The organism is Nocardia sp. JCM 38205, from assembly GCF_058222935.1.
This window is the reverse complement of record NZ_JBYHFL010000001.1, coordinates 962,239-981,703: the sequence shown is the minus strand read 5'-3', so window position 1 is coordinate 981,703 and position 19,465 is coordinate 962,239. Positions and strand designations below refer to the sequence as shown.

Annotated in this window: 15 protein-coding genes and 4 tRNA genes; 15 read left to right on the top strand and 4 right to left on the bottom strand. The window is 68.9% G+C overall.

From position 1 onward, the window contains the following. Positions 1 to 111: 111 nt before the first annotated feature. The 4 genes from AC4HOU_RS04510 to AC4HOU_RS04495 all read left to right on the top strand — a co-directional run bounded on the left by AC4HOU_RS04510 (position 112) and on the right by AC4HOU_RS04495 (position 5,367). Complete coding sequence (locus AC4HOU_RS04510; RefSeq protein WP_490724154.1) at positions 112 to 1,503, top strand: aldehyde dehydrogenase family protein; 1,392 nt, start codon at positions 112 to 114, stop codon at positions 1,501 to 1,503. Between the two features lie 193 nt (positions 1,504 to 1,696). Further along, entirely contained in the window at positions 1,697 to 3,226 is a 1,530-nt protein-coding gene (locus AC4HOU_RS04505) for a flavin-containing monooxygenase (RefSeq protein ID WP_490724153.1), read from the top strand. A 104-nt stretch (positions 3,227 to 3,330) separates the two neighbouring features. Next, positions 3,331 to 4,305: a LysR family transcriptional regulator gene (locus AC4HOU_RS04500; protein WP_490724152.1), complete on the top strand. Its 975-nt coding sequence runs from the start codon at positions 3,331 to 3,333 to the stop codon at positions 4,303 to 4,305. Positions 4,306 to 4,566: 261 nt separating this feature from the next. Continuing rightward, positions 4,567 to 5,367 carry a competence protein CoiA family protein gene (locus AC4HOU_RS04495; protein WP_280211759.1) on the top strand — a complete coding sequence of 267 codons (801 nt, stop codon included), beginning with the start codon at positions 4,567 to 4,569 and terminating at the stop codon, positions 5,365 to 5,367. Here the strand turns inward: AC4HOU_RS04495 and AC4HOU_RS04490 are convergent. The 4 genes from AC4HOU_RS04490 to AC4HOU_RS04475 all read right to left on the bottom strand — a co-directional run bounded on the left by AC4HOU_RS04490 (position 5,339) and on the right by AC4HOU_RS04475 (position 7,021). After that, positions 5,339 to 6,583: a sigma factor-like helix-turn-helix DNA-binding protein gene (locus tag AC4HOU_RS04490; RefSeq protein WP_490724151.1), complete on the bottom strand. Its 1,245-nt coding sequence runs from the start codon at positions 6,581 to 6,583 to the stop codon at positions 5,339 to 5,341. The two genes, AC4HOU_RS04495 and AC4HOU_RS04490, sit on opposite strands and share 29 nt — an antisense overlap. 172 nt (positions 6,584 to 6,755) lie before the next feature. Further along, positions 6,756 to 6,830: transfer RNA gene (locus AC4HOU_RS04485), tRNA-Val, on the bottom strand. Position 6,831: 1 nt separating this feature from the next. After that, a tRNA-Cys gene (locus AC4HOU_RS04480) sits at positions 6,832 to 6,902 on the bottom strand. 46 nt (positions 6,903 to 6,948) lie between these two features. Then, a tRNA-Gly gene (locus AC4HOU_RS04475) sits at positions 6,949 to 7,021 on the bottom strand. A 381-nt stretch (positions 7,022 to 7,402) separates the two neighbouring features. Between AC4HOU_RS04475 and AC4HOU_RS04470 the strand changes: the two genes are divergently transcribed. The 11 genes from AC4HOU_RS04470 to AC4HOU_RS04420 all read left to right on the top strand — a co-directional run bounded on the left by AC4HOU_RS04470 (position 7,403) and on the right by AC4HOU_RS04420 (position 19,416). Continuing rightward, a tRNA-Val gene (locus AC4HOU_RS04470) sits at positions 7,403 to 7,474 on the top strand. A 283-nt stretch (positions 7,475 to 7,757) separates the two neighbouring features. Continuing rightward, positions 7,758 to 8,075 carry a hypothetical protein gene (locus AC4HOU_RS04465; protein WP_175585924.1) on the top strand — a complete coding sequence of 106 codons (318 nt, stop codon included), beginning with the start codon at positions 7,758 to 7,760 and terminating at the stop codon, positions 8,073 to 8,075. An 878-nt stretch (positions 8,076 to 8,953) separates the two neighbouring features. Further along, a complete protein-coding gene (locus AC4HOU_RS04460; protein ID WP_163814339.1) occupies positions 8,954 to 11,221 on the top strand; it encodes a SulP family inorganic anion transporter in 2,268 nt (755 codons plus the stop codon). A gap of 186 nt (positions 11,222 to 11,407) precedes the next feature. After that, positions 11,408 to 11,839, top strand: a complete 432-nt coding sequence (locus AC4HOU_RS04455; RefSeq protein ID WP_195019653.1) for a TIGR02611 family protein — start codon at positions 11,408 to 11,410, stop codon at positions 11,837 to 11,839. Then, on the top strand, positions 11,836 to 12,693 hold the full coding sequence (locus AC4HOU_RS04450) for a (2Fe-2S)-binding protein (protein ID WP_490724150.1): 858 nt from the start codon (positions 11,836 to 11,838) through the stop codon (positions 12,691 to 12,693). The genes AC4HOU_RS04455 and AC4HOU_RS04450 overlap by 4 nt, the downstream gene beginning before the upstream one ends. 183 nt (positions 12,694 to 12,876) lie before the next feature. Further along, entirely contained in the window at positions 12,877 to 14,946 is a 2,070-nt protein-coding gene (gene thrS, locus AC4HOU_RS04445; RefSeq protein ID WP_490724149.1) for a threonine--tRNA ligase, read from the top strand. Further along, on the top strand, positions 14,943 to 15,524 hold the full coding sequence (locus AC4HOU_RS04440) for an ATP adenylyltransferase (RefSeq protein WP_163814336.1): 582 nt from the start codon (positions 14,943 to 14,945) through the stop codon (positions 15,522 to 15,524). The genes thrS and AC4HOU_RS04440 overlap by 4 nt, the downstream gene beginning before the upstream one ends. A 4-nt stretch (positions 15,525 to 15,528) precedes the next feature. After that, positions 15,529 to 16,221, top strand: a complete 693-nt coding sequence (gene pgsA, locus AC4HOU_RS04435) for a phosphatidylinositol phosphate synthase (RefSeq protein WP_490724148.1) — start codon at positions 15,529 to 15,531, stop codon at positions 16,219 to 16,221. A 26-nt stretch (positions 16,222 to 16,247) separates the two neighbouring features. Beyond that, positions 16,248 to 17,252, top strand: coding sequence for a phosphatidylinositol mannoside acyltransferase (locus AC4HOU_RS04430; RefSeq protein ID WP_163814393.1), 1,005 nt, complete (start codon positions 16,248 to 16,250; stop codon positions 17,250 to 17,252). Then, positions 17,249 to 18,373 carry a glycosyltransferase family 4 protein gene (locus AC4HOU_RS04425; RefSeq protein WP_163814334.1) on the top strand — a complete coding sequence of 375 codons (1,125 nt, stop codon included), beginning with the start codon at positions 17,249 to 17,251 and terminating at the stop codon, positions 18,371 to 18,373. Before AC4HOU_RS04430 ends, AC4HOU_RS04425 begins: the two co-directional genes overlap by 4 nt. Then, positions 18,373 to 19,416: an NUDIX hydrolase gene (locus AC4HOU_RS04420; RefSeq protein ID WP_490724251.1), complete on the top strand. Its 1,044-nt coding sequence runs from the start codon at positions 18,373 to 18,375 to the stop codon at positions 19,414 to 19,416. The genes AC4HOU_RS04425 and AC4HOU_RS04420 overlap by 1 nt, the downstream gene beginning before the upstream one ends. Positions 19,417 to 19,465: the final 49 nt, after the last annotated feature.

Below are 19,465 nucleotides of genomic sequence, written 5' to 3'. Positions count from 1 at the left end.
CGACTCGGCCCCGGCCGTGGGTACCACGGCCGGGGCCGTCACCGGGCCGAGCCGGGCTGCCTGTGGACCGCAGCCGAGGTTTCCCGGCTCGGCACCGGGTATTCGAGCCGCATGACACAGATATCCGAGGCACCTGGCCATGCGCACGACAAGGTCGGCGGATCGCCATCGCCGGTATCGGTCGCAGCGGACGGCATCGAGGAAGCGGTGCTGGCGGTTCGGGACGCGCAGCCCGGGTGGGCAGCGGTCGCCGCCGCGGAGCGAGGCGCGATGCTGCACCGCGCGGCGAATGCCGTGCGGGCGGCGGCCGATGAGCTGGCGACCATGCTCGAACGGGAAACCGGGCGTCCGCGGGCTTCTGGGCGCGACGGCGTGCTGGCGGGCGCGGCGACCCTCGACCAGTACGCGGAGCTGGGTCCGGTGCACCGGGGCCGGGCCTTGCAGGGCGATCGAACCGCGTCCGATTTCATGATTCCGCAGCCTCGTGGTGTCGTGCTCGCGCTGACTCCGTGGAACGACCCGGTCGCCATCGCCTGTGGGCTGCTCGGCGCTGCTCTGGTCACCGGAAACGCGGTGCTGCACAAGCCGAGCGAACGCTGCTCGCGTACCGGGGCGTTGCTGGGGCGGCTGCTGGCCGAGCACCTGCCGGACTCGGTGATCCGCACCGTCGGCGGCGGCGCCGACACCGGCGCGCTGCTGAGCGCATCCTCACTCGTGGACGTGATCGCCCACGTCGGCAGCAGCGAGACCGGACGACGGATCAGCGCCGCCGCCGCACGGACGGGAGCCAAGGTGCTGCTGGAGAACGGCGGCAACGATCCACTGCTGATCGACGCGGATGTCGACCCGGAGTGGGCAGCCGAACAGGCCGCGCTCGGTGCCTTCGCCAATGCCGGGCAGATCTGCACCTCGGTGGAGCGCATCTACGTGCACGCGCAGATCGCCGACGCGTTCATCGACGCGCTCTGTGCCAGGGCCAGGGAGTGGAACAGCGATCCGCAGCCACTCGTCGACGCCAGGCAGCGCGCACAGGTGCACGATCAGGTCACCGACGCCGAGCGCCGCGGGGCGCGAGTGCTGGTCGGGGGCCGGATTCCCGAAGGGGAGGGCGCGGTCTATCCCGCGACCGTGCTCGTCGACTGTTCCCCGGATATGACGATCATGCGGGAAGAGACCTTCGGGCCGGTGGCCCCGGTGCGGGTGGTGCCGGATTTCGAGGCCGGCCTGGCCCAGGCACGCAGCAGTGATTACGGACTGGCGGCGACGGTACTGACCGCCTCGATGGCCAATGCCCAGCGGGCCTGGCACGAGCTGCCGGTCGGCACGGTGAAGGTCAACGCGGTATTCGGCGGTGCGCCGGGCGGTGCCGCGCAACCGCGCGGACGTTCCGGCACCGGCTATGGCTACGGCCCAGAGCTACTCGACGAGATGACCACGATGAAGGTCGTGCATATGCAGAGCCCACCGCTCGCCCGGCCGGACCGGGCGCACTCGTCGTCGTGAGGTGCCCGCCGGATCCGGCCGCTGAAGATTTGCCGGATATGTGCCGGGAGACGCCGATGGCGAGCGAGCCCGGCCGCGGCCGACGCCGGGCGGCTCATCCGGCGCGCGCGGGCGCCCCTCGCGACCGGCGCGGCGCGGGCGCCGGCCGGGGCTCCGCTTTGCTGGCGGGCCGCGGCGACGTAGTCTCCTGCGCATGAGGAGCGGGAACCGTATCGGAATCGTCGGTGCGGGTATCGCAGGTTTGGCCTGCGCGAAAGTGCTGACTCGGGCAGGCTTTTCGGTCGAGGTGTTCGACCGCACCCCCGACGTCGGCGGGGTATGGAGCGCCACCAGGCGTTATCCGGGCCTGCGTGCGCAGACGAGCAAGCACACCTACCACTTCTCCGACCATCCCATGCCCGCCGACTGGCCGCGTGTGCCCGACGGGCAGCAGATGCAGGAGTACCTGGCCGATTACGTGCGCCGGTTCGGCTTCGAGACCACGCTGCGCCTGCGCACCGAGGTCGTGGCGGCCGACCCGGTGGACGGCGGCTGGTTGCTCGAAGTTCGCGAGGGCGACGGCATCCGCCGGACCTCCTGCGATCACCTCGTCATCGCCAACGGCGTCTACAGCGAGCCCTACCTGCCGTATTTCCGCGGTGAGGACGCCTACCAGGCCGGCGGTGGCGCGCTCGGACACGCCTCGCAGTTCGTCGACGTGGAGGCGGTGCGCGATCAGAACGTCGTCATCGTCGGCTACGGGCGCTCGGCCTGCGACCTGGCCGAGGCCGTCAGCCATGTCGCGGCCTCGACCACGGTGCTCGCCCGCCGGCTCACCTGGAAGGTGCCGCGCAAGCTGGCCGCCGGGATCGACGCCGAACGACTCCTGCTGACCAGGACCGGCGAAGCCCACTTCCGGCATCAGGAGCCCGGCCGCTTCGAACGGTTCCTGCACGGACCCGCGCGCTCCTTCCGCGAGAGCAACCTGGACCTGGTACAGGCGCTGGCCGCCAAACGCCTGCGACTCGGCGAGCTCGGGCTCATGCCGCAGGGCCGGATCGAAGACATCGCCGACCAGTCGGTGAGCGTGGCCACCGAGGGCTTCGTCGAACAGGTCGCCGCCGGCCGCATCATCGTCCGGCGCGAAACGACGATCGCCGAACTGCATGCCGGGCCCGCAGGGCCGACGGCCATCCTGTCCGACGGCGAACGCATCCCGGCCGATATCGTCGTGTGCGCCACCGGCTTCCAGCAGCGGGTGCCGTTCCTGACCCCGTACATCCAGCGGCAGCTGACCGACGACGACGGCAACTTCCGCCTGTATCGCCACATCCTGCCGCTCGGCGTGCCCCATCTGAGCTTCGCCGGCTACAACTCCTCGCTGATCAGCGCGCTGGGCGCCGAGGTCGCCGCGCATTGGACCGCCGCGCTGCTCACCGGTGATCTGACCCTGCCCAGCGCCGAGGCGATGGCCGAACACACCGACCGTCGGCTGGCCTGGCTGCAGGAGCGCACCGGCGGCAGGCACGCGCACGGCACCGCCATCGAACCATTCGCCATCCAGAATCTCGACGAGATGCTCGCCGATCTGGGGGTGAAGCTGCCGCGCGGCGCGCGGGCCGCGCAGTGGGTCCGCCCCATCCGCCCCGCCGCCTACCAGGTGCTCGGCAACCGTCGCAGCTCCGGCGCCCCGCCCCAGCACAGCACGCCGATCGTGCAGGACGCCTACGCCGGGGACTCCTGACCCGCGGCCCGCGCCGGGCATCGGACGCACGAGGCCTCCTGGGCTGCGGATTATCCGGCGCGGCAAGTTTGCTGCCGCCTCCTTGCGCTGGCGATAATCCGCCGGTGGAGTCGCTGGATATGAACCTGCTGGTCGCGCTGGACGCGTTGCTGGAGACCAACAGCGTCACGCTGGCCGCCGAACGGTTGCAGACCTCAGCGCCCGCGATGAGCCGCACGCTCGCACGCCTTCGCCGCGTGCTCGGCGATCCGCTACTGGTGCGGGCAGGGCGCAACCTGGTGCCGACCCCGCGGGCGCTGGAACTGCGCCACGAGGTGAGCCGCCTCGTCGGCCAAGGCCGCGCGCTGCTCACTCCGCGCGCGGCCCTCGACCCGTCAACCCTCAAGCGCGGGTTCACCATCCGGGCCGGCGACGGCATACTCGCCGAGCTGTCCGCGCCGCTGCTGGCCGCCGTGCGCGCCGAGGCGCCCGGCGTGACCCTGCACTTTCTGCCCGACACCATCGACGGCGCAGGCGCGCTGCGCGAGGGGCGGGTGGACATCGAGGTCGGCGTCCTCGACCACACCGACCCGGAGACCGTCGTCCAGCACGTCCTGCTCGATCGCTGGATCGGCGTGGCGAGCCCGGACCATCCGCTGATCACCGACAAGGTGACCGTCGCGGCCTACGCCGGCGCGGCACATCTGAGCATCTCCCGGGTCGGGCGCGCCCGCGGTCCCATCGACGACCGGCTGGCCCTGCACGGACGCACCCGCCGCGTCGTCGCCACCGTCCCCGATCTGGTCACGGCGCTGCTCGCGGTGCGCGCGGGTGGGCTCGTCTGCCCCGCCCCGGCCCGGCTCGGTGCGGGCCTGCTCGGCCCATTGGGACTGTGTCCCTTCGACATTCCGCTACCGCTGCCGGGCATTTCCGTGGGCATGGCATGGCATCCCCGCAACACCGCCGACAGCGGTCATCTATGGTTGCGCGGGCTGATCCGCACGATCCTCACCCGCGGACCCGCCACCGAGGCCGATCCGGACGCGGCCGACATCACACCGCGGCGGCAGCGCGGCCCCGGGCGAGTCGCATCTGGATAACGCCTCACGGTGAAAGGGTGGCGAGGACCGGTCGGTTGCCGCACCCTGGAAAGTGCCGGTCTGTGCCGGGCAGGTCGCTATGGGATGGGTTAGGTGGGTGGTCGCGTGCAGACGAAGCAGCGGACAGACAACGCGTGCGGGCGCCGGGCAATCCTTGCCGAGCTGGGGATATCGGACGGACCAGGGAAAACGCGGCAGCCGCTGGAGTCACCGACCGGTTACGGGTGCGGGTGCGCGCGATGTGTCGCCGCGCAATGGGATGTGCAGCGACTGAAGTTCTGGCTGGCCGCGCGAATGCTCGCGTTCGGCGCCGACGAGGCCGTGGTGGACCGCAGAATCGGCTCGGTGACCGTAGACGTCTACTGGCGTAAAGGTGACAGCCGGTACGCCATCGAGGTGCGCACCGGGCCGCTGACTCAGGAACTGGCGCAGGCACATACGGATCGGTTGCGAGCGATCGGCTTCACCGGAGTGCTGTGGTTGTGCGCGCCCGGTTTCTGGGTCGCGCAGTTGCCCGCGCTCGGCATCGAGGACCTCGAGCCCAACGCATGCGACTATCGCACCGTCTCGGGTGTGCTCGAGCTCGGTCCCGACGGTGTGGTGGTGCCGCGGCAGCAGCCGTACGAATTGCGGGAGTTCCTGCGTCAGTGGGTAGACGGTGAGGTCGCGTGGGGTTACCGCGACGAGTTGCGGAAGGGATGGGCATCGGTGACCGATTGGGAGCAGCACACCAAGACGCAGGCGATGTTGATCGCCCGTCAGCGCCAGGAGCTGGTGAACCAGCGCACCGCGCTGGCGATGTCACGGAAATCGGTGCGGGACAAGACCAAACAGATCGCCAAGCTCACCCACCGGATGGAGCGGTCGGAGCACACCGTGCAGAAGCACGCCGACGCGGTGGCCGAGGCCAACCGCAAACTCATCGATCAGCAGCGCTCCGAGCGGGCGCTGCGTGCGGCGATCGGCCGATTGCATCAGACCATCAATCACTGGCAGCTGATCACGATTTTCGCGATGATGCTGTTGGTGACGTTCATGACCGCGACGCTGGTGATGCGCTGATCCGGTGCGAGCCGCGATCCAAGGCCCAGTCGTGACGCAGCACCGCCGCCGCGAGGTCCAGCGGCGTGAGGCCGGTGTCGGCGCGTAGCTGCCGCAGCGCGGGCCAGGTGGCCGCACCATGCTCGACCATCTCGGTGAGGCGCGCCTCCAGTGCGGTGTCGACGCGTCGTTCGGCCACTTCCGGTACACCGATTGTCGAGCCGGTCCACACCAGCCAGCCCCAGCCGTTGCTGTGCGCGTAAGCGCGGGCGGCGGCGGCTCGGGCGCGGTAATCGCGGTAGGCGATCCGGCCGAGGGGCTGCACGTCGATCAGTGCGATGCGTCCGTCGGCGAGCCGGGCGGCCGCGGTGGGGAAGTGCACCCCTTCTTCGCCGTCCACCCGGTAGAGCACCGCGTCGGGGTGCTCTTGGAAGGTGCTGATCTGCTCGTCGGCGTTGAGCACACCCAGCAGCCGGGATTCCAGACCGGAATCGAAGCCGACGTCGCGGCCCACCTTGTCCAGGTAGAAGCGGCCGCGTCCGTCGTCGTCGCCGTCCAGGGTGCGTGCGGAGTCGGTGGGTAGGGGCGCGGGGGAGGCGGCGTCCGACGGCCAGTCGATGCGGTCCAGCCAGGCGTGGTCGTGGCCTACGGGGAAGGGGGCGCCGTCGTGCAGCCTGGCCAGGCGGTGGTTGGTCTTCTTACGCCAGGCGGCCAAGCGCTGGGTGACGAATCCGGACACCCGTTTGGCGTCGGCCGCCTCGTGCCCGGCCAGCCGCAGTTTCAGGTAGGAGAGTTCGTTGGCGACGAGATCGGTGGCGGTGACGTAGGTTTCGGTCAGCAGCGCCCGCACCAGCTGCTGGTCTTTGGCAGTGGTGGGATAGCGCTGCGCGAACTCGGCCGCGGGGAGCTCGCCGGTGAGCTTGGCCTGGCGGATGAGTTCACCGACCGCTTTGGTGTGCAGTTGCCGGATCCGGTCGCGGGAGAAGTCGAACCGCGCCCCGATCCTGGTGAGCGTTTCCGGCTCCTGGTCGCCGATGCCGAGGCGCAGCCGCAGGATGTCGGCTGCGCGTGGGCGATCGACGGCGTACTCGTCGATCAGCCGTGCCAGATGCTCGTCGATGTCGTCGAGTGCGAAGTTCAAGTGTTCGGCGAGGTCGTCCACCATGCCGTCGGCGGTGTCGACGGCGCTGGGCTGCCCGGCGCTGCCGTGCTGATCCCGAACCTGATCTGTCGCCACCCGGATGACTTTCTGCCGTGACCGGTCGCCCGGTCGGTTCGCCGTTGTCGGCGTCACTCTAGCGGTGGGGACCGACGGATTCGCCCGCCTCGATCACCGTGGCCGGCCGATGTTCGCGGGGCATGCGGGGGCGGAAAGCACGAAAGCCCCGGCCGGAGCCGGGGCTTTCGTGTGGTGCGCGATACTGGGATTGAACCAGTGACCTCTTCCGTGTCAGGGAAGCGCTCTCCCGCTGAGCTAATCGCGCGAGGTGGAGACGGGAATCGAACCCGTGTGCACGGCTTTGCAGGCCGTTGCCTCACCACTCGGCCACTCCACCGCGCAAAGGGGGACGGCGAATAATTATTGCCTGGCCCTACCTCTCGAGCGGATGACGGGATTCGAACCCGCGACCCTCACCTTGGCAAGGTGATGCGCTACCAGCTGCGCTACATCCGCATTGTGCATCCCGGTGGCGCGTTGTTCGCCTCCGTGGTGCGAGACAGAACATTAGCCGACGTTCGGCGCAACCTACAAATCCGCTGGTAGATGGCCTCGAAATCGAATTACACGGTGGTAGTTCCGGTGGCAGATGATTCGAGTTGTTCATCGGAAGTGTCGTGTGAGCCTCGACTGAGGGCGTGCGCCTCGCGCGCGAACAGCGCCGCCGTCGGGCCCGCGCGAGGGGTGTGCAATCACCTGCCGAGCCGCGGGAATGATCGTCCGGGCGCCCTGCGGGAGGGGCGATTTGGTGGTCGGCGGGGGCACCGTGTTAAGGTTCCTACTCGTTCGGACGGTGCCCCGCAGCGCGGTCCGAGTGACCGCTCGCCGGTCGATGATGGTCTCATAGCTCAGCGGGAGAGCGTCCGCCTCACACGCGGAAGGTCGCTGGTTCGATCCCAGCTGGGACCACTCACGAAAGAGGTCCTGACCAGTACAAATATGGTCAGGGCCTCGTGTTCGTTTCGGGGACTGTGGCCAATCCTGTGGCCGAGCCCTGATTATTCGCGCGGCGCCCGGCTATTGCGTGTGTCGCCCACTACCCGGCCCGGTCGAAGACGGCCCGGGCGTGGCCGTTGACAACTATCTGATCTCCGCAGTCTACTGAGGCGTTCTCCGGCATCTGGCAACTCCATGGTTATCCATCTGTCCGGCTGATGCTTCATCGAAAGCCGGCCTGGCAAGGAACGTCATCATGAAACGCTCGATTCTGTGTTCGTTCGCCGCGGGTGTTGGCATCGCGGCGTCGGCATTGTTCCTCGCGCCGACCGCCTCCGCGTATCCGGTCGGGCCATGGGGCGTGGAAGGGCCATGCGCGGGCAAGGCTCCAGCGGAATGCCCGATGAGCCCGTCGGAGGACGGCCTGACCTGGGCATGGCACGGTGACGCCTGGAACTACGACAAGACCGGAGCCTTCGTCTGCATGTCGTCCTCCTTCTGGTGCGGCCCGGTGATGCTCGCGGTGCGCGCCCTGCCGCCGACCCCGATCGGATCCTGGATCCATCCCGGCTGAACGGCGCCGTGCGCATCAGGCGCGCCCGATAGGGACCGTGGTTTCCGGCCGCGGTCCCTTTTTCTTGCTCTCCCAGCCTCGAGCCGCCACTGCCCTTGCGGCACGGTGCTCGGCTTCCCATTCCTGGCGAACCTGGGCTGTGGCGTGTGTCACAGTTTGATAGCGGTTGTCATCTTCGGTGCCCGAAGCCTTTTCGGGAGCTTTGGTAAGTCTTTACTATCGATCTGTTCCGCGTTGCCCGGGCGTCTCGGCTGTCACCAAGGTCCGCGCCGCCCGCGCTCGATCTCGATGCCAGTGCATGTTCCACCGATGAACCGGATCGGCCTACGCCGGACCGGCGAAGGAGAAATATGTCGACCGACACCGATCCCGCATCACGGACCTCGTCCTATCAGGGCCGCCGCGTGCTGCCCCCTCGACCGGCCTGTCGCGATGTTCTCGACCAGGCGAATTCGCCCGCAGCGCAGGAACTTCGGATGGCCGCGCGGGCGGCGGGTCTGCGGCGCGTGCGTACCGTCCGGCGGCTGCTGAACTCCGTGCGATAACGGTGCCGCAGCCGGTCCGGCCGTACTCGGCGGGCACGGGCGGCGCGCTCGATCGGCGCCTATTCGGGCCGAGTGTTCAGGAAGCTCGCGCCACGGTGGTGCACGATTGTGAGACGGCACACGCTCTGAGTGGATTGTGGTGAAACGTACGAAATGTCCACTTCTCAGGCTTTGCTAAGTCTTTACTAATATCCTTGTTGTGGTTTAAATCTCGGTCCGCTGCCGTGCCGGGAGTGCCTCTTCACCGCGAGATGCCGGTTCGCGGTCCTTGCCCGACTGGACATGTTGATCGTCAACCGACCTCGGCGCTTGCCGAGTCGGCGAAGGAGAACAATGGCTACCAAGATCGATCCGAACCCGCCGCTGTCGCCGCCAGGCGAGTCCGAGTCCGGATCCGCCCTGTCCGACCGTCTGTCCTCTGTCCTGCGCTACGATCTGCCCGCTTCGATCGTGGTTTTCCTTGTCGCGCTGCCGCTTTCGCTCGGCATCGCCTACGCCTCCGGTGCGCCCGTCGCCGCCGGGCTCATCGCCGCCGTGATCGGCGGCATCGTCGCCGGTTCGCTCGGCGGCTCCGTGCTCCAGGTGAGCGGCCCGGCCGCCGGTCTCACCGTCATCGTCGCCGAATCCATCAACCAATTCGGCTGGCGCGTCACCGGATTCATCGTCGTCGCGGCCGGCGCGTTACAAATCCTGTTCGGCTTGAGCCGCATTGCCCGCGCCGCACTGGCCGTCGCGCCGGTGGTGGTGCACGCGATGCTCGCCGGTATCGGTGTCACTATCGCGCTGCAGCAGGTGCATGTGCTGCTCGGCGGTGATTCGGAGAGCTCGGCCTGGGCCAATATCTCCACCCTGCCCGCCCAACTGGGCTCGCTGCATGTCGGCGGAACCCTCATCGGTCTGGTCGTCATCGCGGTCATGCTCGGGTGGAAGTATGTGCCGCAACGCATTCGAGTGGTGCCGGGGCCGCTGGTAGCCATCCTGCTCGCCACTGTGCTCTCGCTGGTGCTGCCCCTGGATGTGGCGCGCATCAAGCTGGAGGGCTCCCTGTTCGACGCGATCGCCCTGCCGGAGATCCCCAGTGGGAACTGGTCCGCCGTCGCGATCATGATCCTCACCTTCGCCCTGATCGCCAGCGTGGAGAGCTTGCTCTCGGCCGTCGCGATCGACAAGATGCACACCGGCCCGCGGGCCAATTTCGACCGCGAGATGATCGGCCAGGGCTCGGCCAATATGCTCTCCGGCCTGCTCGGCGGCCTGCCCGTCACCGGCGTCATCGTGCGCAGCTCGACCAATGTGATGGCCGGTGCGCGCAGCAGGGCGTCGGCGGTCATGCACGGTGTGTGGGTGCTGCTGTTCTCGGTCGCGCTCGCCGGACTGGTGCAGCAGATTCCGCTGGCGGCGCTGGCCGGTCTGCTGATCGTGATCGGCGTGCAGCTGGTCAAGATCGCCCACATCAAGATGGCGCACCGCACCGGGGACCTGCTGGTCTACCTGGTCACCATCGCAGCGGTGGTCTTCCTGAACCTGCTCGAGGGCGTGCTGATCGGTCTGGCGCTGGCCTTCGCGCTGCTGCTGTGGCGGGTCGTGCGCGTGGTCATCGACGCCAAACCGCTCACGGGCAGCGATCGCTGGCTGGTGAGCATCGACGGGTCGTGCACCTTCCTCGCCTTGCCGAAACTGTCGTCGACCCTGGCGAAAGTGCCGGCGGGAGTGGATGTCACCGTCGAGATGACCGTCGATTTCCTCGACCACGCCGCCTACGAGGCCATCATCGACTGGGCCCGCCAGCACGAGGCCAACGGCGGTTCGGTCGATTTCGTGGAGATCGGCTCGGCGCGGATGGAAGCCGCCACGAGCGCGCCGCCCGCCCGCAGCTTCGGCCGGGTCGTGCTCGACGACGTGCTCGGCCCCTGGCGGGTGGGCGAGCGCGACGAGAAGAAGGGCAGCGATGACGTCCACGACCCGATCGTCAGCGGTATCGCCGCCTACCACCGCGGCCACGCGCACCTGGTGCGCCCGCACCTGGACGAACTGCGCGACCGGCAGGATCCGGACTCGTTCTTCCTGACCTGCTCGGACTCGCGGATCGTGCCCAACATCATCACCAACAGTGGCCCGGGCGATCTGTTCACCGTGCGCAATGTCGGCAATCTGGTGCCCGAAACCGGCGACGCCTCGGTGGAATCGGCGCTGGTGTTCGCGTTGCAGAACCTGAGCGTGCGCTCGGTGGTGGTGTGCGGTCACTCCTCCTGCGGAGCGATGACGGCGCTGCACAACGAGCAGTCCTGCGGACCGGAGATCGACGCCTGGCTCGAACACGCCCGGCCCAGCCTTGACCGCTTCCGCGCAGGCCACCCGGTGCGCCGCGCCGCCGCGGCCGCGGGCTTCGGTGAAGTGGATCAGCTCAGCATGGTCAATATCGCGGTGCAGCTCGAGCATGTGCAGCAGCATCCGGTGGTGAGCCGCGCGGTCGCCGAGCGTGGGGTGACGGTGTCGGGGCTGTTCTTCGATATCGCCAGCGCGCGAGTGATCGAGGTGAGCGTCGACGGGATCGCACATATCGATGAATCCGGTCGTCGCGTTGCCGCTGCGCTCGTCTGAGGCGCCGGTAGCGAGCAGCGCGCACCCGTCCATCCCGAGCGGATGGACGGGTGCGCGCACAGCGGGCGCGGGCCGCGGTGCGGCGGTGCCCGGCAGCGACGGTGCACAAGGGATCTACCTGCGCGGATGCTCCCGCAACGCGCACATCCGCGGGGACCATGCCCGGCGGCGCTTTAGGCTGGGAATGTGAGCATCGAGCTGGACCCGGAACAGTCCACCAAGCCCGGCCCCTGGCGCGCCTTCCGGAATCGGGTGAGCGCTCGACCTACCCTGAACCTCGCCTACCGGATCGGGGTAGCGCTGGTCGGGACCATTGTGCTCGTCATCGGCATCGTCGCGATTCCCTATCCCGGCCCCGGCTGGGCGATGGTTTTCGCCGGTCTCGGCATCCTGGCCACCGAATTCTCCTGGGCGCGGCGCGCCCTCGGCTGGCTGCGGGACCGATACCGGCAGGTCATGGCCTGGTACGGCGCCCGCGGACCGGTGTTCAAGACAGTGGCCGCGCTGGCCACCGCCGCGCTCGTCGTGGCGACCCTGTGGGTTCTCGGAACGTTCGGATTGATCGGCGGCTGGATCGGAGTCGAATGGCCATGGTTGCGCAGTCCCCTGATGTCGTGAACACCGTCCCGGGCCGGATGCTCACCGACCCGGACTGGTTGACCGCACGCATCGCGGAGATGGGGCGCTCCTGGGGGACGGGCGCGGCGCGCGTCGGCGGCACCCTGTGGTGGTGCATGGTGGCCTCGGCGCTGGTCGAGCCCATCGCACGGGCCTACGCCGCCGGTGAGCGCGCGCCGCTGGCACGGCTGGACCGCATCGGATGCGAGGTACGGCCCGACGGCGGCGTCGACCGCATCGTCTTCGACGGATCGGCCCACGTCGTCGATGAGACTGCCGGCCCGGTGTCGGGTTCGACCGCGGAGTGCACCGATGAACTCGCTCGGACCGGCGGCGCCTCGGCCACTGCCCACGCCGGCCGCGAGGAGGACCAGAGCCGGTGCGATGGCGCGGCGACCGGCGAGCGTGCCGGGTCGGTCGAGGGCGGCGTGCAGACCGTCGTCTCGGAACCAGGCGGAATCCACGACAGCGGGGCGGTGGTGGATCAGGATCTGTCCGGCCCGGCGCACTCAGCGGCGGGGACCGCGCTGCGGGATACGCTCGCGGCGGTGATCGCCCAGGTCGCGGCCGTTTCCGGGGCGAAGCCGCCGGCCCTGTGGGCGGTGGTCGCCGACGCGATCGGCAACCGCGCGATCGACGCGGGCGTTCCCGAAGCGGGCACCCGACTGGCGGGCGAGATCGGCGGCAAGCTGCCCGCGCCACGGTTCGTCGAGATCGGTGAGCGCACGTTCGTCCGCCGCATCTCCTGCTGCCTGGTCTACGAGGTACCCGGATGCGAGATGTGCACCTCCTGCCCGAAACGGCCCAGCGCCGAACGCGAGCGGTTGCTCGCCCAGACCGCCGCGCGCGGCTGATCGGCGCCCGGTCCGTCGTCACATGAGCGCGGACCTCCCGATAGCATGGTCGCGGCCGGGTTCCACCCGGCCTGCGATCGACGGACCAGCCGTCACACGCCGGACAGAACCGGAGTGAACGGCTGCCCGACACCGGAGCGAGCCGGACCGAGACCGGCCGCGGGAACCAAGGAGAGCACAGCCGTGACCACCACAGCCCCCCTCAGCCCAGCCGCCCTCGTCCGGGTGCCGGCCGGGACTACGGCGGGTGCCGCGGTGCGTGAGGCGGGCCTGCCGACCAAGGGACCGGAGACCATCGTCGTGGTGCGTGACGCCGCGGGCGATCTCAAGGACCTGTCCTGGACCCCGGACGTCGACGTCGAGGTGACCGCGGTCGCGGCCAATACCGAGGCCGGGCGCAGCGTCATCCGGCATTCGGCCGCGCATGTGCTGGCCCAGGCGGTGCAGCAGGAATTTCCCGAAGCCAAGCTCGGCATCGGCCCGCCGATCAAGGACGGCTTCTACTACGACTTCCGCGTCGACAAGCCGTTCACCCCGGAGGATCTGGCCAAGCTGGAATCCAGGATGAAGAAGATCATCAAAGGCGCGCAGCGGTTTTCGCGCCGGGTGGTCGAGGTCGAGGACGCCAGGGCCGAGCTGGCCGACGAACCATTCAAGCTGGAGCTGATCAGCGACAAGTCCGGCATCGACGATCCCGAAGTGATGGAGGTCGGCGGTAAAGAGCTGACCATCTACGACAATCTCGACCCGCGCACCGGGGAACGGGTGTGGGGCGATCTGTGCCGCGGCCCGCACATCCCCACCACCAAGTTCATCCCCGCCTTCAAGCTCACCCGCAGTTCCGCCGCCTACTGGCGTGGCGATCAGAACCGCGAGGACCTGCAGCGCATCTACGGCACCGCATGGGAGTCGCCGGAGGCGCTCGACGAGTACATGCATCTGCTGGCCGAGGCCGAACGCCGCGATCACCGCAAGCTCGGCCTGGAGCTGGACCTGTTCAGCTTCCCGGACGAGCTCGGCTCCGGCCTGCCGGTGTTCCACCCCAAGGGCGGCATCATCCGTAAGGAACTCGAGGAGTACTCGCGGCGCAGGCATGTGGCGGCCGGCTATGAGTTCGTCAACACCCCGCACATCACCAAGGGTCATCTGTTCGAGGTGTCCGGTCACCTGGACTGGTACCGCGACGGCATGTTCCCGGCGATGCACCTGGACGCCGAGTACAACGAGGACGGCACCGTCCGCAAGCCCGGCCAGGACTACTACGTCAAGCCGATGAACTGCCCGATGCACAACCTGATCTTCCGCTCGCGCGGGCGGTCGTATCGGGAGTTGCCGCTGCGGCTGTTCGAATTCGGCTCGGTGTACCGGTACGAGAAGTCCGGTGTGGTGCACGGCCTGACCCGGGTGCGTGGCATGACCCAGGACGACGCGCACATCTACTGCACCAAGGAGCAGATGCACGCGGAGCTGACCAACACCCTGCACTTCGTGCTGGATCTGCTGAAGGATTACGGCCTCGACGACTTCTACCTGGAGCTGTCGACCAAGGATCCGGAGAAGTTCGTCGGCTCCGACGAGATCTGGGAGGAGGCCACCGAGACCCTGTCGAAGGTGGCCGCGGCCTCCGGCCTGGAGCTGGTGCCGGATCCGGGCGGCGCCGCGTTCTACGGGCCGAAGATCTCGGTGCAGGCCAAGGACGCGCTCGGGCGCACCTGGCAGATGTCGACCATCCAGCTCGACTTCAACCTGCCCGAACGGTTCAACCTCGAATACACCGCCTCCGACGGCACCAAGCAGCGTCCGGTGATGATCCACCGCGCCCTGTTCGGTTCGATCGAACGTTTCTTCGGTGTGCTCACCGAGCATTACGCGGGCGCGTTCCCGGCGTGGCTGTCGCCGGTGCAGGTGGTCGGCATCCCGGTCGCGGAGGCCTTCGCGCCGCACCTGGACCGGGTGATCGAGCTGCTGCACGAGGCCGGAGTGCGCGCGCAGGTGGACCGCAGCGATGACCGGATGCAGAAGAAGATCTTCAACAACACCGCGCAGAAGGTGCCGTTCATGCTGCTGGCCGGCGAGCGTGACGTGAACGCCGACGCCGTCAGCTTCCGGTTCCGGGACGGCACCCAGGTCAACGGCGTGCCGGTGGCCGACGCGGTGGAGACCATCGTCGACTGGATCGCCCGGCGCGACAACAGCTCGCCGACCGCGGAAGGTTTCGAGATCCGGCCCGCGGGTGGCGGTGAGCGTCGATGAGCGACAGCGGCGCCGCCGCGCTGCGTGGCACCGACAACGGCGGCGACATCGTCGATCACGGTGCGGGCGAACCCGACCGGTTGCAGCGGCTGTGGACGCCCTACCGGATGTCCTATATCGCGGAGGCGGCCACCGCCACACCCAAGGACGCGACCGGGCACCCGTTCACCGACATCCCGAAGATGACCGACGAGGACGGCCTGGTCGTCGCCCGCGGTGAACTGGTGTACGCGGTGCTCAACCTGTACCCGTACAACCCCGGTCACCTGATGGTGGTGCCGTACCGCCGCGTCGCGAACCTGGAAGACCTCACCGAGGCCGAGAGCGCCGAGCTGATGAAGTTCACCCAGCAGGCGATCCGGGTGATGAAGAAGGTCTCGCGGCCGCACGGGTTCAATGTCGGGCTCAATCTCGGCGGCGTGGCGGGTGGATCGCTGGCCGACCACCTGCACCAGCACATCGTGCCCCGCTGGGGCGGCGACGCGAACTTCATCACGGTGGTCGGCGGGGTGAAGGTGATGCCCCAGTTGCTCAGGGAGACCAGGGCGCTGCTCGCCGCGGCCTGGGACGAGGAGTAGATCGGTGCTCAGCATCTTCGGTCGCGCGACGTTCGCCAAAGCGACGGCGCCGCTCGGCAGGGCACTGGTGCGCACCGGCCTCACTCCCGACGCGATGACCCTGATCGGCACCGCCGCCTCGATCATCGCGGCGATGACGCTGTTCCCGACCGGTCACCTGTTCTGGGGCACCATGGTGATCTGGCTGTTCGTCATGTTCGACATGCTCGACGGCGCCATGGCCCGGGCCCGCGGCGGCGGCACCAAATATGGTGCGGTGCTCGACGCCACCTGCGACCGGGTCGCCGACGGTGCGATCTTCGGTGGTCTGGCCTGGTGGGCGGTCTATCACGAGCAGAGCAAGCCGTTGTTGTTCGCTACCCTGGTCGTGCTGGTGACCTCGCAGGTGATCTCCTACGCGAAGGCCAGGGCCGAAGCCAGCGGCCTGTCCGCCGACGGCGGGCTCATCGAACGCCCGGATCGGCTGGTCATCGTGCTGGTGGGCGCGGGATTCACCGGCATCGGCGGATATTGGGGGATCGAATGGCTGACCTGGGCGGTGCACGTCGCGATGTGGATCCTCGCGGTGCTCAGCATCGTGACGGTGCTGCAGCGCGTGCTGGCGGTGCGCAATTCGGCGGGGGCGCGCGACATCATCCCGATGATGCCGCCGCAGGCACAGGCCGAGGGTTCCACGGACCCGGAGCGGCGGTCGTGACCGCGACCGAGACCCGCCCTGCGCCCATGCAGTCCGAGGACGGCTTCGCCGGCCGGGTCAAGGGTGCATTCAGTGACCGCGCCTACGCAGCGGGCTGGCGCGTCGTGCGCGCGCTGCCGGAGCCGACGGCCCGCAGACTGTTCGACTGGGGCGCCGACCGCGCGGTGCGCGGCGGCGGCCCACACCAGCTGCGCCGCAACCTCGCCCGGGTGCTCGGCCTGGCCCCGGACGCCGTGCCGGACGAACTGATGCGCGCGAGTATGCGCTCCTACGCTCGGTATTGGCGCGAGGCGTTCCGGCTGCCCACCATGGACCACGCGGCGCTGGCGTCCTCCGGCCGGATGCCGGTGGAAGGCATTCCGTATCTGGATGCCGCGCTGGCGGATGGCCGCGGCGTGATCTTCGTGCTGCCGCATTCGGGCAACTGGGATATGGCCGGGATGTGGCTGGTGCAGAACTACGGCACCTTCACCACCGTCGCCGAACGGCTGAAACCGGAATCGTTGTTCGAACGGTTCGTCGCCTACCGGGAGAGCCTCGGTTTCGAGGTGTTCCCGCTCACCGGCGGCGAGCAACCGCCGTTTCCGCAACTGGCGGCGCGGCTGCGGGAGAACAAGATCGTCTGCCTGATGGGTGAGCGGGACCTCACCGGCAAGGGTGTGCCGGTGAACTTCTTCGGCGAGCGCACCTGGATGCCCGCCGGCGCGGCGAAACTGGCCATCGAGACCGGCGCGGCGCTGATGCCGGTACATGCCTGGTTCACCGTCGACGACGCGGGCGTCGAAGGCTGGGGCCTGAAAACCGGCGCACCGCTGGACGTTTCAGCAGGCGTCGCCGCGGCCACACAAGCGCTCGCGGACCGGTTCGCGGCGAATATCGCCGCTCATCCGGCCGACTGGCACATGCTGCAGCCGCTGTGGGAAGACGATCTGTCCGAGCAGAGACGGTCCAGAATCGCGGCCGCGCAGGCCGGACTGGACGAGCCCGGCGCGCGCGGCGGGAACACCGGTGGGGGAGTTGCGCAGCGATGAAGATCGGCATGGTCTGCCCCTATTCGTTCGATGTCCCGGGTGGTGTGCAGGCGCATGTGGTCGAGCTGGCGCGGGTGATGATCGAACGCGGGCACAAGGTGAGTGTGCTTGCGCCCGCGTCGGATTCGACTCCGCTGCCGGATTTCGTGGTTTCGGCAGGCCGCGCGGTGGCCATTCCGTACAACGGGTCGGTCGCCCGGTTGTCGTTCGGTCCGACGGCCTACACCCGGATCCGCCGCTGGATCGACGGCAACGATTTCGACGTGCTGCACATCCACGAGCCGAACGCGCCGAGCCTGTCGATGCTCGCGCTCAAGATCGCCGAAGGCCCGATCGTGGCGACCTTCCACACCTCGACCACGAAATCGCTGGTGCTCAGCACTTTTCAGGGCGTGCTTCGGCCGTATCACGAGAAGATCAGCGGCCGGATCGCGGTCTCGGAGCTGGCGCGGCGCTGGCAGGTGGAGGCGCTCGGCTCGGATGCGGTGGAGATACCCAACGGTGTCGACGTCGCGTCCTTCGCCCGCGCCCCGATGCTGCCCGGCTATCCGCGATCCGGTGGCACGGTGCTGTTCCTCGGGCGCTATGACGAACCGCGCAAGGGCATGGAGGTCCTGCTCGGGGCGCTGCCGGAACTGGTGCGCAGGCATCCGGAGATCGAGATCCTGATCGTCGGCCGCGGCGACGAGGAACGGCTGCGCCGGGAGGCAGGCCCGCACGCCGGGCATCTGCGGTTCCTCGGGCAGGTCTCCGATGCGGAGAAGGCCTCGGCGATGCGCAGCGCCGACGTCTATGTGGCGCCGAATCTGGGCGGGGAGAGTTTCGGCATCATCCTGATCGAGGCCATGGCCGCCGGCACCGCGGTCGTCGCCAGCGAACTCGACGCTTTCCGGCGGGTGCTGCGCGACGGGACGGCGGGTCTGCTGGTGCCGGTCGGTGATTCGGTGGCACTGGCCGCCGCACTCGATACCGTGCTCACCGACGAGGCGCGGCGCAGCGAGCTCGTGCGGGCAGCCACCCAGGTGGTCGGCGAGTACGACTGGCCGGTGGTGGCCGAACAGATCCTGCGGGTGTACGAGACGGTGACCGTCGGCGACATCCGGGTGAGGGCAGCCGGATGATCACCTTCTCCGCGACAACGGTTCTCGTCCTTGCTCTGATCGCCGCGGTGGTCGTGGCCATCGGCGTGTGGGCGTACTCCACGGCCAACCGGCTCGACCGGCTGCATGTGCGCTCGGACCAGTCCTGGCAGGCCCTCGACGGCGCGCTGGCCCGGCGGGCGGTGGTGGCGCGGGCGGTGGCGATGGCGATCGCGGGCCCGGTCTCGGATCCGGCGCTCGCCGAGCAGGCCAAACAGTTGTCCACGCTGGCCGACCGCGCCGAACGGGCCGGACGCGCCGATCGGGAAACAGTGGAGAATCGGCTTTCCGCCGCCCTGTCCGCGGTCGATATCGGGCAGCTGCGTCCGCAACTGGTGGCCGAACTCGCCGACGCCGAGGCCAGGGTGCTGATCGCGCGCCGATTCCACAACGACGCCGTCCGCGACACGCTCGCGCTGCGTACCCGGCGCCCGGTGCGGATTCTGCACCTGGGCGGTACCGCACCGCTGCCCACGTATTTCGAGATCACCGAGCGCGCCACCCCGGCGGCCGCGACCGGGCTCGAGGTCGACACCATCCGCACCTCGGCCCGCGCGGTGCTGATCGACGAGCAGGACCGGGTGCTGCTCATGCGCGGCAACGACCCGAAGGTGCCCGAGGTCTCGTTCTGGTTCACCGTCGGCGGCGGCGTGGAGCCGGGGGAGAGCCTGCGCGCGGCGGCGGTCCGCGAAATCCACGAGGAAACCGGCTACACCGCGGATCCGGCGGCGCTGCGCGGCCCGATCTGGCGGCGGGTGGCGGTGTTCCCGTTCAACGGTGAACTCATCCGCTCCGAAGAACTGTTCTTCGCCCTGCGCGTGCGGCAGTTCGATCCGCGTCCGGCCAACCTCACCTACGTCGAGCGTCGCTCGATCACCGGGCACCGCTGGTGCACCGCCGCCGACATCACCGCCTTCGACGCCGCGGGCGAGACCGTGTATCCGTACCACCTCGACGAACTCATCGCCGAAGCCGCGGCCGCCGCCGACGCCGACACCGACCCAGAGGTCCGTTCCATCCGCTGACCAGGCGATTTCGCATTCGGTGTGACCGGATTCACCACCGTGCTACCGT

Excerpts from the sequence above, each read along its gene's own strand:
- AC4HOU_RS04465 (WP_175585924.1), top strand. The coding sequence starts at position 7,758 with ATGAAACGCTCGATTCTGTGTTCGTTCGCCGCGGGTGTTGGCATCGCG.
- AC4HOU_RS04510 (WP_490724154.1), top strand. The coding sequence starts at position 112 with ATGACACAGATATCCGAGGCACCTGGCCATGCGCACGACAAGGTCGGC.
- AC4HOU_RS04430 (WP_163814393.1), top strand. The coding sequence starts at position 16,248 with ATGCAGTCCGAGGACGGCTTCGCCGGCCGGGTCAAGGGTGCATTCAGT.
- AC4HOU_RS04460 (WP_163814339.1), top strand. The coding sequence starts at position 8,954 with ATGGCTACCAAGATCGATCCGAACCCGCCGCTGTCGCCGCCAGGCGAG.
- AC4HOU_RS04505 (WP_490724153.1), top strand. The coding sequence starts at position 1,697 with ATGAGGAGCGGGAACCGTATCGGAATCGTCGGTGCGGGTATCGCAGGT.
- AC4HOU_RS04425 (WP_163814334.1), top strand. The coding sequence starts at position 17,249 with ATGAAGATCGGCATGGTCTGCCCCTATTCGTTCGATGTCCCGGGTGGT.
- AC4HOU_RS04440 (WP_163814336.1), top strand. The coding sequence starts at position 14,943 with ATGAGCGACAGCGGCGCCGCCGCGCTGCGTGGCACCGACAACGGCGGC.